The following is a 14,665-nucleotide window of genomic DNA, read 5'->3' as shown; positions in this document are numbered from 1 at the left end:
CTTTTTATAAATCTCTCAAAAAAGATAATTTTTCCTTAGCTTTAAGACTCCCTCCATTCCCCCTCTTATAAAATTTCCTCCCCATTAAATTTAAAACCATTTATTATGTCAGTAATTATTTTATCCCACCGAGTAGAAAACTTCCAGTCATGGAAAAAGATCTACGATGAAGATGTGCAACGCAGAAATGAAGCCGGACTTAAAGAGGTAGTTTGCGGACCCAAGATAGGTGATCCCGATCTTGTGTACATGGTCTTTGAAACTAACGATCTGGACAAGGCACAAAAAATGATCGAAAATGAGGAGCTGAAAGAAGTAATGCAAAAGGCCGGCGTAACAGGTCACCTGGAAGTGGTTATGATCAAATAACTGTCGAATCTGCCAAATTAAATTGATTGATGAAAATCTTGCTATCTTTGAAGTTATCGAATTTCAAAAATTGAAAAAATGAAGATCAAATCAGCTTTTTTCGGCCTTTTTGCATGTATCAGCCTTATTTCCTGTGGGGAAAACGAAAAAACTTCCGCAGAGGAGGAAGTAGTAATGACCGGGACCGATTCAGTACAGGCTCGTGCTGAACCCATCACTATTCCGGAAGATAAGGTAACCGACGCCAATTATGAGTACGAAATGGTAGTACCTGACCTGCAGGTAGCCTGGGGAATGGCCTTTTTGCCTGATGGCAGCATGCTTATCACTGAAAAAAGTGGAGATCTTATCCATTTTAAAAATGGACAAAAACTTATGGTACAGGGTGCTCCCCAAGTTTATTACCGGGGGCAGGGTGGATTTTTAGATGTCGCTTTAGATCCTGAGTATGATTCTAACGGTTGGATCTACTTCACCTACTCTTCACCAGAAGGGGAAGGCAGCGGAGGAAATACCGCCCTAATGCGAGCCAAACTTGAAAATAATCAGCTAACAAACAAGACCATCCTGTATAAAGCTTCCCCAAATACCGAAAAAGGTCAACATTTTGGTTCGCGTATCGCTTTTGATGATGAAGGCTATCTTTATTTTAGTGTCGGGGATAGAGGAAGTCGGGACGAAAACCCTCAGGACATTAGCCGTGACAACGGTAAGGTTTACCGTCTAAACAAAGATGGTTCCATTCCATCAGACAATCCGTTTGTGGGAAAATCCAATGCCAAAGAAGCCATTTATTCCTACGGCCACCGCAATCCCCAGGGCATGATCTATAATTCTGAAACAGGCGAGATCTGGGTCCATGAGCATGGCCCACAGGGAGGGGACGAGATCAATGTGGTCAAAAAAGGTGCTAATTACGGCTGGCCCGTGGTGACTTATGGAAAAAATTATGATGACACGCCCATTACAGATCAAAGAACTGGTCCTCAATTTGAAGATCCTATGTACTATTGGCTGCCTTCTATTGCTCCCAGCGGATTTGTGTTCGTGACCTCTGATAAATATCCGGAGTTAAAAGGAGATCTTTTGGCAGGCTCATTAAAATTTCAATATGTGGAGCACCTTAGCCTGAACGGAAAAAAAGTTACAGGCAGGGAAAGACTGCTTAAAGGAATAGGACGCGTAAGAGATGTAGTGCAGGGACCTGATGGTTTCATCTATATTTCGGTTGAAAATAAAGGAATTGTGAAATTACTTCCGAAGCAGGCCTAATCTTTTCAGGCATTTCTTCGGAAGAATTTCGGTACCGAAATTCTTCCGAAACAGCAAAAGAAATTGCGGCTATAGAAAAATAATCTGAAAATAGTAAGAACCGAAAGTTTTACCTTTGCCCTAAAATCAGTAAAATGTTGATCATAGGAATCGCCGGAGGTACCGGCAGCGGAAAAACCACAGTTGTAAACCAGATCATTGAAGAGTTAAAGAACGAAGAAGTTGATGTAATTTCACAAGACTCTTACTACCAGGATACCAGTCACCTCACCTATGAGCAGCGAACAAAAATAAACTTTGATCACCCAAAATCTATTGATTTTGATCTCCTGGTCTCTCACCTGAAAGATCTTAAGTCCGGCAAAACCATTCAGCAGCCGGTCTACTCTTTTAAACAACACAACCGCACGGGAGAAACCATAGAGATAGCTCCCCGCAAAGTGATCATTGTAGAAGGGATCCTAATCCTCACTCATCCCGACATTCGGGAGATGTTTGACATCAAGATCTACGTTCATGCCGATAGTGATGAAAGACTGATTCGAAGATTGAAGCGCGATATCGCAGAAAGAGGCAGGGATCTGGATGAGGTTCTAAACCGTTACCAGACCACCTTAAAGCCAATGCATCAGCAGTTTATTGAACCCACCAAAGAATTTGCTGACATTATTATTCCAACCAACAGGTACAATACTGTAGCTGTTGATATTGTTCAGACAATTATACGCCAACGTTTACTCTAATTTCGTATCTTTCGGGTAATGAAATTAAGAGAGCTTAGAAACAGGAAATGGTTCCGTGTTGCCAGCAATAAGTATTTGCTGGTGCTGGTCGCATTCCTTTTCTGGATGCTTTTTTTGGATAGTAATTCCTGGCTTATTCACCATGAGCTCAATTCTGAAATTGATGCCCTTGAAAAGAACAAGCAATATTACCTGAACGAGATCTCAAAAGACAAAGCCGTTATAGACAAACTGAGCGATTCGCTCGAACTCGAAAAGTTTGCCCGTAATGAATACTACATGAAGCGGGAAAATGAAGAGATCTTTATTATAGAGTATCAGGAAGAGGAATAACTTCCCGAAACAGTATCTGCAAGCCACTAAATCAAAATACAATGAGTAAGCAATTATTCGATGAATTTGGAGAGGTATCGGCAAAACAGTGGAAACAAAAGATCCAATACGACCTTAAAGGTGCAGATTACAACCAGACCCTGGTCTGGCATTCTCAGGACGGTATAGATGTAAAACCGTTCTATCATCCAGACGAATCCCCTACTTCTTTAAAAGTACATCCTCCCTCATGCTGGAATATAACCGAGCAAATTTATGTTGCCGATGTCGAGAGAGCTAATAAGAAAGCCCTGGAGGCCCTTCAAAAAGGAGCTGAAGCCATCTGGTTTATTTTACCTTCAGAAGAAGTAGGCTTAAACTCCCTTTTTAAGGACCTTGATCTTAAATCCGTTCCGGTCTTTCTTAAGGTGGAGTTCGCTTCAGAGAAATTTCTGGGCAACCTGAATTCTTTTTTACCAGTGGGATCACAGGTTTATCTTCAATTTGACATCGTTGGAAACCTGGCCCGCACGGGCAACTGGTACCACAACTTACAGCAAGATCATGAGGTGCTGGATTCACTTTTAAGAAATTCCGCTAACCTCAAAGGAGGACTTTCTGTAGACCTTGGGCTTTACCAAAATGCAGGTGCCAATATTCCGCAGCAGCTGGCATATTCCCTGGCACATGCCAATGAGTATCTTAACCACTGCTCAGAAAAGGGAATTTCCCTGGAAAAACCTCTACAATTTAAGGTGGCGGTTGGGCCAAACTACTTTTTTGAAATAGCAAAACTGAGGGCTCTTCGCCTGCTGTACTCCAACCTGGCAACAGAATATAGATTCAATGAAGAATGCCACATCCTGGCACAGCCAACCAGGCGCAACAAGACCCTGTATGATTACAATGTGAACCTGTTGCGCACCACCACCGAGTGCATGAGCGCAATTTTAGGAGGTGCCAATAGTGTATGCAATATGGCCTATGATGCCATCTACCATAAGAACAACAAATTCGGAAACAGGATCGCCCGCAACCAGTTGCTTATTCTGAAGCATGAAAGTTATTTTGAAAAAGTGAGCAACCCGGCCGAGGGAAGTTATTACATAGAAAATCTTACGAACGAATTAGCCGAAAAAGCTCTGGAAATTTTCAAATCTATTGAAAAAGGAGGCGGCTTTCTTTCCCAACTCAAGGAGGGAATTATTCAAAAGAAAATATCGGAAAGTGCCGAGAAGGAACAGGAACAGTATGATTCCGGAGAGCTCGTGCTCATTGGATCCAATAAATTCCCGAATAAACAGGACAGGATGAAAGAGGAACTTGAATTATACCCGTTCCTAAAGCACAAACCCAGAAAGACATTGCTGTCACCGATCCTGGAGAAGCGTCTGAGTGAAAAATCTGAACTCGAGCGCTTAAAAAGTGAAAATTAACCTTCCGGAATTTAACCGACCATGAGCAGAAAAGATCTACAACACCTCGAAATAAAAAACAAACCCGGGGCTCCTGCATCTGGAGCAGAGAGTGCTCGAAAAACCTATTCATCAAAAGATGTGGAAGGCCTGCATCAGTTGAAATTTGCAGCGGGAATTCCGCCGTACCTGAGAGGACCTTACAGCACCATGTACGTAACCCGTCCATGGACAATTCGGCAATACGCCGGATTTTCAACGGCCGAAGAAAGTAATGCCTTTTACCGGAGAAACCTGGCTGCAGGACAAAAAGGACTTTCTGTAGCTTTTGACCTCGCTACACACCGCGGTTATGACAGTGACCATGAGCGGGTGGTTGGCGATGTGGGTAAGGCAGGGGTCGCTATAGATTCCGTGGAAGACATGAAGGTGCTGTTCGACCAGATCCCGCTCAATAAGATGTCCGTTTCTATGACCATGAACGGAGCCGTGTTGCCTATCATGGCGTTCTATATCGTAGCTGCGGAAGAACAGGGCGTAAAACCGGAACAACTTTCAGGGACCATTCAAAATGACATTTTAAAGGAGTTCATGGTTCGGAACACTTACATCTATCCTCCTACTCCTTCAATGAAGATCATTTCTGACATTTTTGAATACTCTTCTAAAAATATGCCCCGGTTCAACAGCATTAGTATATCAGGATACCATATGCAGGAAGCGGGTGCGACCAGTGAAATTGAACTGGCCTATACCCTCGCAGACGGGCTGGAGTATATCAGAAAAGGTCTGGAAGCAGGAATGGATATTGACAGTTTCGCGCCGCGATTATCTTTCTTTTGGGCCATTGGCATGGATCATTTTACAGAGATCGCAAAAATGCGGGCGGCGAGAGCGCTTTGGGCCAAGCTGGTAAAACAGTTCAACCCGAAAAATGAAAAATCCCTTGCTTTAAGAACTCACTGCCAAACAAGTGGCTGGAGCCTTACCGAGCAGGATCCATTCAACAACGTTGCCAGGACCTGTATTGAAGCGGCAGCAGCAGCCTTTGGAGGTACCCAAAGCCTTCATACCAATGCGCTTGATGAGGCTATTGCCCTACCAACCGATTTTTCTGCTCGAATTGCCAGAAACACCCAACTACACCTGCAACAGGAAACAAATATTACACGTACAGTAGATCCATGGGCCGGTAGTTATTTCGTGGAAAGCCTTACCAACGAGATCGCTCAAAAGGCGTGGGACCTCATTCAGGAGGTTGAGGAATTAGGGGGAATGACCAAGGCGATAGAGGCAGGAATTCCGAAGTTACGCATCGAGGAAGCTGCCGCAGTGAAACAGGCACGTATAGACAGCGGTCAGGATATAATTGTGGGGGTAAATAAGTACCGACGGGAAAAAGAAGACCCAATTGTAACCCTGGAAGTTGACAATCAAACGGTACGTCGTCAACAAATAGAAAGACTGGAGAAGATCAAGGCAGAGCGCAACTCTGTAAAAGTAAAGGCGACCCTTGAGAAACTTACCGCTGCGGCCCGCTCAGGTGAGGAAAATTTACTAGCTTTAGCAATAGACGCGGCCCGGGAAAGAGCCACTTTAGGAGAAATTAGTGATGCTCTGGAAGAAGTTTTCGGACGCTATAAAGCAAAGATCCAATCATTTAGCGGTGTGTATTCAAAAGAGATAAAAGACGACGCCTCCTTTAAGAAGGCGAGGGAAATGGCCGATGAGTTCGCCGAACAGGAAGGGCGCAGACCCCGTATCATGATCGCGAAAATGGGTCAGGATGGGCATGACCGCGGAGCAAAAGTAGTAGCCACCGGCTATGCCGATGTAGGCTTTGATGTAGATATCGGACCTTTGTTCCAGACTCCGGCTGAGGCCGCTAAACAAGCAGTTGAGAACGACGTGCATATTTTGGGAGTTTCCTCACTTGCCGCAGGTCACAAGACCCTCGTACCGCAGGTAATTGAGGAGCTAAAAAAATATGGACGTGAAGATATCATGGTCATTGTAGGAGGTGTAATTCCCTCACAGGATTACCAGTTCCTCTTCGACGCCGGTGCCGCAGCAGTGTTTGGCCCCGGAACCAAGATCAGCGATGCAGCCATTCAATTGCTGGAAATCCTAATCGACGAACCTTCGCAGGCATAAACTTGTCATTCCGACGAAGGAAGAATCTCCGTTAATTCGGAATTCAAAATTTAGGATTCAATATTTACTGGAATACTGCCTGTAAAATGTCATTTTTGAGGCACATTAATAAACATTAATAACTGAGAATTAACCAGTACATCTGTGGCTAAAAGCCTAAAATACATTCTAACATCTAAGTTCTAAACAATGGATTACACACAGAAAATGCTTCGAGACGATGCCTTAAAAGGTAAAACCATAGTAGTAACCGGAGGAGGCAGTGGCCTTGGAAAAGCCATGACCCGCTACTTCCTCGAATTGGGAGCAAAAGTGGCTATTACTTCAAGGAATCTCGAGAAGTTGGAAAACACAGCCAAAGAGCTTTCCGAAGAAACCGGCGGGAAGTGTCTTCCGTTACAGTGTGATGTAAGGCATTACGAGCAGGTAGAACAGATGCTGGAAAATACAGTTAAGGAATTCGGATCTGTCGACATCCTCTTAAATAACGCTGCGGGAAACTTCATTTCGCCGACGGAGAGATTGAGTGCCAATGCCTTTGACACCATCATTGATATCGTTTTAAAAGGAAGTAAGAACTGTACTCTTGCCTTTGGTAAACATTGGATAGACAAAGGTGAAAAGAACAAGACCGTACTGAACATCGTAACCACATACGCGTGGACAGGTTCGGCCTATGTTGTGCCAAGTGCAACTGCCAAAGCCGGAGTATTGGCAATGACCCGTTCTCTGGCCGTAGAATGGGCAAAGTACGGAATAAGGTTCAATGCAATTGCACCCGGACCATTCCCAACAAAAGGAGCCTGGGACCGACTATTACCGGGAGACCTGAAAGAGAAATTTGATCTCGCGAAAAAAGTGCCCCTGAAAAGAGTTGGGGAACACCAGGAATTGGCGAATCTCGCAGCCTACCTGGTTTCTGATTTTTCAGCTTATGTCAATGGCGAGGTCATTACCATAGATGGCGGAGAGTGGCTAAAAGGGGCAGGACAATTCAACCTTTTGGAGGCCATTCCGGAGCAGATGTGGGATCAACTGGAAGCCATGATCAAGGCGAAAAAAGGAAGCTAGATCACCGGCAGCAGCTAAAAAGGTCCGGAGGATTTCAGGTTTGGAACCTGAAGCCATGCCAAGTTATTAAAAATTTTCGCTCAGCAGATGTAACTGCCTGATACTGCTTAAATTCCTACTAAAAACCTGTTAACAATTTACCTTTCGTAAACCTATAATAAATTGTATTTTTACCTTTTAAAATTCAAGAGAATTTAATGGGTAAAATCATTGCCGTTGCAAATCAAAAAGGAGGCGTAGGAAAAACGACCACTTCAGTTAACCTGGCAGCTTCCTTAGGGGTGCTTGAGAAAAAAGTCTTATTGATAGATGCCGATCCACAGGCGAATGCTACTTCTGGCCTGGGAATAGATGTAGAAAGTGTGGAACTGGGAACCTACCAGTTGCTGGAGCATTCTGTCAAAGCTGAGGAGGCAATCATGAAGACCGATTCCCCTAACCTAGATATAATTCCGGCGCATATTGACCTGGTGGCTATTGAGATAGAACTGGTTGACCAGGACGAACGGGAATACATGCTCAAAAAGGCCATTGGCCATTTGCGTGATTCTTACGACTACGTCATCATTGACTGCGCACCTTCCCTTGGGCTTTTAACCTTGAATGCCCTTACGGCAGCAGACTCGGTCATTATTCCAATCCAGTGCGAGTATTTTGCACTTGAAGGCCTCGGAAAACTTCTTAATACCATCAAAAGCGTTCAAAAGATCCACAATGCAAAATTGGATATTGAAGGCCTGTTACTCACCATGTATGATTCAAGACTAAGGTTATCCAACCAGGTGGTGGAAGAGGTTCAAAAGCATTTTGATGAGATGGTCTTTAAGACAATCATTCAGCGAAACGTGCGTTTAAGTGAAGCCCCCAGTTACGGGGAAAGTATTATTAATTATGATGCCGGAAGTAAGGGAGCAACTAATTACCTGAGCCTGGCACACGAAATTATCAAGAAAAACAGTTAGAAGAAGATGGCGAAGGCGACCAAAAAACAGGCTTTGGGAAGAGGGCTTTCAGCACTGCTGAAGGATCCTCAAAATGATATTCGATCGGCGGAAGATAAGAATGCCGACAAATTGGTTGGACACATAGTAGAACTGGAACTGGATGCTATTGAAGTAAACCCTTTTCAGCCCCGAACCAGCTTCAATGAAGAATCGTTGAGAGAACTCGCATCTTCCATCAGGGAATTGGGAGTCATACAGCCCATTACTGTTCGAAAACTTGCCTATAACCAGTACCAACTGGTTTCTGGTGAGAGAAGATTCAGAGCTTCGAAGCTGGTAGGCCTTGAAACCATCCCTGCCTACATCAGGATCGCCAATGACCAGGAATCGCTGGAAATGGCGCTGGTGGAGAACATTCAGCGGCAGGATCTTGATCCTATCGAGATCTCTCTTTCATATCAGCGACTTATTGATGAGATCAATCTTACTCAGGAGCAGCTGAGCGAACGTGTCGGAAAAAACCGTTCTACCATAGCAAACTACCTTAGGTTATTAAAACTGGACCCGATCATCCAGACCGGAATGCGTGATGGTTTCCTTTCTATGGGTCACGGCCGGGCACTGATCAATGTTGAAGATGGTCAAACCCAGCTGGAGATCTACGAAAAGATCCTTGCCAACTCGCTTTCTGTACGGGAAACTGAAAAACTGGTACGAAACCTTCAGGAAGGAAAACCGGCTGAAAAAACTACTGCTTCAGCTCCTGCCCTTCCAAAGAACATCAAAAAAAGTATCAGGGAATTTTCAGAACGGCTTGGTACCAAAGTAGATGTGAAGGTGGCTAAAAAAGGAAACGGAAGACTCATCATACCTTTTTCTTCGGAAGAAGACCTCAACCGATTGAAAAAAATAATCCAGGGTGAAGAGTAAAAATCTCATATTACTCCTTTTCCTCCTTCTTTTTGCCGGTAAGACCTTTGCGCAACAGGACTCTCTCCTGGTGGACCCGCAGTTGGTAGTAGAAGAACCCGCTTATAAAGCTTACGACCCGCTGTCCCCCGCAAGAGCAGCATTCTATTCTGCCGTTCTACCCGGACTGGGACAGGCATACAACGGAAAATACTGGAAGATCCCGGTGGTATATGCCGCTCTTGGTGGCGGAGTATATTTCTATTTTAGGAATGATGACGAATATGACCGCTACAGGGAAGCTTACAAAAGCAGGCTGGCCGGCAGGACTGATGATGAATTTTCAGATGCTAACGGCAATCCAATTGTTTCCACCAACGGACTCATAGAAGGACAACGTTTCTACCAGCGCAACAAGGAGATCTCGATCCTGGTTACCCTTGGCCTCTATGCGCTCAATATCATTGATGCCAATGTTGATGCACACCTGCAGCAGTTCAATGTAAGCGAGGACCTCTCTTTAAAACCTGCTTTCGATTTCGACCGGTATAGTGGAAAGCCCGGATATGGCCTAAGTTTAAACTTCAATTTTTAAATGAAAATAGCTCTTTTAGGATACGGAAAAATGGGGAAGACCATTGAAAGGCTCGCTGAAAAACGCGGTCATGAAGTGGTACTTAGAATTTCTGATGATGTGCAGAAGTACGATCTCAAAAAGGCAGATGTAGCCATAGATTTCAGCATCCCCGATGCTGCTTTTAAAAATATTACTTCCTGTTTCGACCAACAGATCCCGGTAGTTTCGGGAACTACAGGTTGGCTTTCCAGGTACAATGAGGCCGTAAAGCTATGTAAAGAAAAAGATGCTGCTTTTATTTACGCCTCCAACTTCAGCCTGGGAGTTAATCTCTTTTTTGAACTGAATAAGAAACTGGCGCAAATGATGAACAGTTTCAAAGAGTATTCCGTAGACATTGAGGAGATACATCACACTCAAAAACTGGACGCGCCCAGTGGTACAGCTATAAGTCTTGCCGAACAGATCATTGAGAACAGCGACAAAAAGGGTTGGAAACTTGATGAAGCTTCAGAAGATGAGATTCCGGTGACTGCAAAGCGCATAGAGAATGTACCGGGCACTCATATAATTTCGTACAAAAGCGAAGTAGACACTATCAAAATTGAACATATTGCCCATTCCCGCGACGGGTTTGCCCTTGGGGCCATCATAGCTGCGGAATGGCTGAAGGATAAGAAGGGTGTGTTCAGCATGAAAGACGTCTTGTTTTAATGTAACAAATTATTCATCTTCTATACCTATAACCACAAACAATAGCTCATGACTATAATACACTGGATCCTGTTCCTTTTAATTGTTCAGCTAATCCATTTTCTCGGAACCTGGAAATTATATCAAAAGGCCGGTCGCAAAGCCTGGGAAGCAGCCATTCCCGTCTACAATGCGGTAGTACTAATGAAGATCTTAAAAAGGCCGTGGTGGTGGGTGATCCTGCTTTTCATTCCTATTGTAAACCTCATTATGTTCCCGGTAATCTGGGTGGAGACCATCAGGAGCTTTGGAAAGACCTCAACACTTGATACCATACTGGTCATTATAACCCTCGGATTTTACATTTTCTACGTCAACTACTCGGCTGATGTAACTTACAGAGCTGACCGTTCGTTGCACCCGGGAAGTGCTGCAGGGGAATGGATCAGTTCAATCCTCTTTGCCGTTGTGGCCGCCACTATTGTCCATACCTACGTGATGCAGCCATTCACGATACCTACCTCCTCGCTTGAAAAAACACTTTTGGTAGGTGATTATCTATTTGTAAGCAAATTTCATTACGGTGCCAGAACTCCGATTACTTCTGTTGCCTTTCCTATGGTACATGATACCATTCCCGGAATTGGAATCAAATCATACCTGAACAGTCCGCATATTCCATATTTCCGACTTCCCGGCTTTCAGGATGTTGATCGTAACGACATAGTGGTCTTCAACTGGCCAGTTGATACGGTACGCATGTTCAGGGACAGATCGGGAATGCGATATGACAAACCTGTAGACAAAAAATCGAATTACGTAAAGCGTGCGGTAGGGCTTCCGGGGGATTCCCTGAAGATCGTTGATGGGAAAGTATTTGTAAATAATCAACCCCTTGACCTTCCGGAAAGGGCAAAACCACAGTACTCTTATTCAGGAACCACAAAGGGCCAGGGTTTTGATCCTTATACGCTTTACAAGGTGTATGATATTACCGACGGATTCTATTATGATCCAAACACCAATCAGTTCTTTATCCAATCTCTTTCCGAAGAAGCTTACGAGCGACTGAAGAATCACCCGAATGTCGCCAGCATTCAACGGGAGATCAGTCCGGCAGGAGAAAAAGATCCGGGGATCTTCCCCAACAACGGAAAAGTCAACTGGAACCGGGATAACTTTGGACCTATTTACATTCCGAAGAAAGGAGCCACAGTCAAGATCGATATCAATTCATTTCCATTGTACCGCCAGATCATAGAGAACTATGAAGGTCGGGAAATGGGAATTGACAACAAACTTTCAGTTAATGGCACCCAGGTGCTGCTCAATGGAGAACCTATAGACAGCTATACCTTCAAACAGGATTACTACTGGATGATGGGTGATAACCGTCACAACAGTGAGGACAGCCGCTATTGGGGTTACGTTCCTGAAAACCACCTGGTAGGAAAACCAGTTTTCATCTGGCTAAGTCTTGATCAAAATGCCTCCGGCTTCGATAAGATACGCTGGGACAGAATGTTCACCACCGTGGGCGGTAAAGGAGAACCAGTTTCTTATTTTCCGTATTTTCTGATCCTTTTGGTGGGTTGGATCGGGTACTCATTCTTCCGAAAAAAGAAAAAAAGTTAGGCATTTATGGATCCGTTGTTGTTGCATCCCTGCTACTTTGGACCTATTTCGCAATTTGTTGCGATGGTTCAGGCTGAAGAGGTGATCTTTGAGAACGAAGACAATTACCAAAAGCAGACCTACCGCAACAGGATGTATATCTATGGAGCTAACGGCAGACTATTGCTGAATATTCCTATCAAGCACTCCGGAAATAAATCTCAGCATCAAAAATACAGGGAAGTAAAGATCGAGAATGATTTTGACTGGCAGAAACAGCACTGGAGATCGCTGCAGACGGTTTATCGCACTTCTCCTTTCTTTGAATTCTATGAAGATGAATTCGCTCCGCTCTACCATAAAAAGTATGATTTCCTGCTCGATTTCAATTATGACTGTTTAAACCTGACTCTGGAGTGCCTGCAATTGGAGGAATTCCCGTTTTCAAAGACTGAGGAGTTCATTCTTGAACCCAAAGAAGTTATCGACGGCCGTTTCCTGGTTCATGCAAAAGGAGAAAAACCATTCCGGTTTGAGCCTTATACCCAGGTTTTTTCAAACAAATTCGGATACCTGAATGACTTAAGTATTGTGGACCTACTCTTCAATGAAGGACCCAATGCGCTGAATTATCTTCAAACTCAGGAAATAAAATTAGTCTAACGCAAAGGTTGCGGTGATAGGATAATGATCTGAGAAAGGCACTTTGTAGTTGTCAAAATTCAGCACTTCCAGTGATTCGGCAGCTAAAATAAAGTCGATTCGCAGCGGGAAAAATTTGAAATCAAAGGTTTGTCCAAAACCATTCCCTGCTTCCTTATAGGCATCATACAGATCCTCAGACTTGATCTCCCTGTAGATATAGGAATAGGCAGTATTATTGAAATCGCCCATCAGGATCATCTTATAAGGCGTTCGCTTCACCAGGTCGATCACAATCTCCATTTGGCGCTGTTGCCGCACAAAGGTCTGCCCCATGCCCAAAAATACCTTTTTGGTATGCTTTTGTTCCAGGTTATCCATATCGGGTTTAACACTGAAAGACTGTAAATGCACATTGATTATCCTGATGGTATCCTTTCCTTTGAGAATATCGGCGTAGATGGCGTTGTTGTTGCTCTGAGTGGGAAAGTCAAGAGAACCGGAATTAATGATTGGATAGCGCGAAAGTATGGCCAGTCCAAATTCTGCTCCCTCTCCCCTTTTCTTTATGTATCTATGCGGAAAACTATTAGCTATCATCAACTCACCACTAAAATACTCCTGCATGGAAATTACATCGGGATTCCGATCTTTCACGAATTCTGAGATCTTGGCCGGAATATCTACGTCTTTTGCCCATCCATATTCATTGAACTGCCGCACATTGTAACTTAGGACCTTCAATATATTCTCATGCCCATCTAAATCTTCGGAAGAAGAAATTTCATAAATAGAAGTGAGATGATTGAATCCGAAGAGAAGTGCTATCAGCGACAATAACATTTGCTTTCGAAGCCGGAACAACCAAAACAAAAAGAAGATGACATTGGCGATTATAAGGAACGGCACACCAAGGCTAAATACCGAAAGCAATGCGAAGGTACTCGGTGGGATGTACGGTAGCAGATAGGAAAACAGTAAAGCCGCCGCAAACAGCGAATTCAGAAAGAACAGGAATTTGTCAAACCAGTTGAGGTCTCTCATGGATCAGTCCTTTCCAGCATTGAAGAGATAATCTTTTTCCTGTTTGGTAAGACTATCATAACCGCTTTTGCTGATCTTGTCAAGAATAGCATCAATTTTTTCCTGCTCCTCACGTTTATTGCGTTGGGAGCCATAAGTATAAGACGTGGAACTACTGGACGTGTTTTTTCTTCGATGCACTGTCTTGAGATTGCTGCGCCTATCAGCCCTTTTACTTGGCGAGAAAAGCGAAGCTATCCAATCCATAAATTTCTCAAAACCGATCGCGAAATCATTGCCTCTGCCCAATTGGCTGGCATAGATGTAACCAAAAGCTGCACCGCCCAAATGTGCAAGGTGACCACCAGGGTTACTAATTGGGATCTGTATCACATCCAGCACCACAAAGAATGCCGCGATCCACCAGAATTTAATACTTCCAATCAGGATAAGCCTGATACGCATATGCGGAATGTGAGTGGCAATTCCCACCAAAACTGACATTACCGCTGCCGATGCTCCGAGTAAGTAAGACCGTCCCATTCCCTGAAAAGCCGGAAACAGGTTATAACTGGCCATAAAAACCAAAGCGCCAAAAATAGCTCCCAAAAAATAGAAATTGAGCAGCTTTTTGGCAGAGAAATAATTGAGAAAGTAAATGCCTGCATAGTACAGGATCAACATATTGGAGAGTATGTGCCAGATACCGCTATGGAGGAAGGCATACGTAATGATCGACCATGGCTTCACTATGAATTCGGAGATCTCTTTCGGGAATACAAACCATTCCAGCAAAAAGTCTGAAGGCATCTGAAAAAGAAAAGCGAGCGTTCTGAAAAAGAAGAAAAGAATAAACACAGCCACATTAATAGCGATCAGTTTTTCGGTCACTGTCGCCATTTTAAGCTTGTATTTAAAATTCCCAGA

The 14,665-nt window shown here is 43.9% G+C and carries 15 protein-coding genes; 13 read left to right on the top strand and 2 right to left on the bottom strand.

Going from position 1 to position 14,665, the window contains the following annotated elements; all coding sequences use genetic code 11:
* Positions 1 to 105: 105 nt before the first annotated feature.
* From ACNORC_RS07515 to ACNORC_RS07455, 13 genes are all read left to right on the top strand, one after another.
* On the top strand, positions 106 to 369 hold the full coding sequence (locus ACNORC_RS07515) for a hypothetical protein (protein WP_418335006.1): 264 nt from the start codon (positions 106 to 108) through the stop codon (positions 367 to 369).
* 78 nt (positions 370 to 447) lie between these two features.
* Positions 448 to 1,641, top strand: coding sequence for a PQQ-dependent sugar dehydrogenase (locus ACNORC_RS07510; protein ID WP_418335005.1), 1,194 nt, complete (start codon positions 448 to 450; stop codon positions 1,639 to 1,641).
* A gap of 125 nt (positions 1,642 to 1,766) precedes the next feature.
* Positions 1,767 to 2,384, top strand: coding sequence for a uridine kinase (gene udk, locus ACNORC_RS07505; protein ID WP_503473627.1), 618 nt, complete (start codon positions 1,767 to 1,769; stop codon positions 2,382 to 2,384).
* Between the two features lie 18 nt (positions 2,385 to 2,402).
* Complete coding sequence (locus ACNORC_RS07500) at positions 2,403 to 2,717, top strand: FtsB family cell division protein (protein WP_418335003.1); 315 nt, start codon at positions 2,403 to 2,405, stop codon at positions 2,715 to 2,717.
* Positions 2,718 to 2,758: 41 nt separating this feature from the next.
* Positions 2,759 to 4,132 (top strand): methylmalonyl-CoA mutase subunit beta, encoded by a 1,374-nt coding sequence (locus ACNORC_RS07495; RefSeq protein WP_418335002.1) that lies wholly within the window; start codon positions 2,759 to 2,761, stop codon positions 4,130 to 4,132.
* A 21-nt stretch (positions 4,133 to 4,153) separates the two neighbouring features.
* Positions 4,154 to 6,265, top strand: a complete 2,112-nt coding sequence (scpA, locus tag ACNORC_RS07490) for a methylmalonyl-CoA mutase (protein WP_418335001.1) — start codon at positions 4,154 to 4,156, stop codon at positions 6,263 to 6,265.
* 189 nt (positions 6,266 to 6,454) lie between these two features.
* Entirely contained in the window at positions 6,455 to 7,336 is an 882-nt protein-coding gene (locus tag ACNORC_RS07485; protein WP_418335000.1) for an SDR family oxidoreductase, read from the top strand.
* Positions 7,337 to 7,533: 197 nt separating this feature from the next.
* Positions 7,534 to 8,298, top strand: a complete 765-nt coding sequence (locus tag ACNORC_RS07480) for a ParA family protein (RefSeq protein WP_418334999.1) — start codon at positions 7,534 to 7,536, stop codon at positions 8,296 to 8,298.
* Between the two features lie 6 nt (positions 8,299 to 8,304).
* Positions 8,305 to 9,210 carry a ParB/RepB/Spo0J family partition protein gene (locus ACNORC_RS07475; RefSeq protein ID WP_418334998.1) on the top strand — a complete coding sequence of 302 codons (906 nt, stop codon included), beginning with the start codon at positions 8,305 to 8,307 and terminating at the stop codon, positions 9,208 to 9,210.
* On the top strand, positions 9,200 to 9,784 hold the full coding sequence (locus ACNORC_RS07470; protein WP_418334997.1) for a DUF5683 domain-containing protein: 585 nt from the start codon (positions 9,200 to 9,202) through the stop codon (positions 9,782 to 9,784). Before ACNORC_RS07475 ends, ACNORC_RS07470 begins: the two co-directional genes overlap by 11 nt.
* Positions 9,785 to 10,480, top strand: coding sequence for a 4-hydroxy-tetrahydrodipicolinate reductase (dapB, locus tag ACNORC_RS07465; protein ID WP_418334996.1), 696 nt, complete (start codon positions 9,785 to 9,787; stop codon positions 10,478 to 10,480).
* A 48-nt stretch (positions 10,481 to 10,528) separates the two neighbouring features.
* Positions 10,529 to 12,094 carry a signal peptidase I gene (lepB, locus tag ACNORC_RS07460; RefSeq protein WP_418334995.1) on the top strand — a complete coding sequence of 522 codons (1,566 nt, stop codon included), beginning with the start codon at positions 10,529 to 10,531 and terminating at the stop codon, positions 12,092 to 12,094.
* 6 nt (positions 12,095 to 12,100) lie between these two features.
* Entirely contained in the window at positions 12,101 to 12,736 is a 636-nt protein-coding gene (locus ACNORC_RS07455; protein ID WP_418334994.1) for a WbqC family protein, read from the top strand.
* Here the strand turns inward: ACNORC_RS07455 and ACNORC_RS07450 are convergent.
* Both ACNORC_RS07450 and ACNORC_RS07445 read right to left on the bottom strand, forming a co-directional pair.
* Complete coding sequence (locus tag ACNORC_RS07450) at positions 12,728 to 13,759, bottom strand: endonuclease/exonuclease/phosphatase family protein (RefSeq protein ID WP_418334993.1); 1,032 nt, start codon at positions 13,757 to 13,759, stop codon at positions 12,728 to 12,730. The genes ACNORC_RS07455 and ACNORC_RS07450 overlap by 9 nt on opposite strands.
* Positions 13,760 to 13,762: 3 nt before the next feature.
* The gene (locus ACNORC_RS07445; protein ID WP_418334992.1) at positions 13,763 to 14,638 is read right to left on the bottom strand and encodes a rhomboid family intramembrane serine protease; all 876 of its coding nucleotides are present in this window, start codon (positions 14,636 to 14,638) and stop codon (positions 13,763 to 13,765) included.
* Between the last annotated feature and the right edge of the window lie 27 nt (positions 14,639 to 14,665).

Origin of the sequence: Salinimicrobium soli (assembly GCF_048323655.1) — a bacterium.
Lineage (GTDB): Bacteria > Bacteroidota > Bacteroidia > Flavobacteriales > Flavobacteriaceae > Salinimicrobium > Salinimicrobium soli.
The sequence above is the reverse complement of the archived record's forward strand: the minus strand, read 5'-3'. Positions and strand labels throughout refer to the sequence as shown.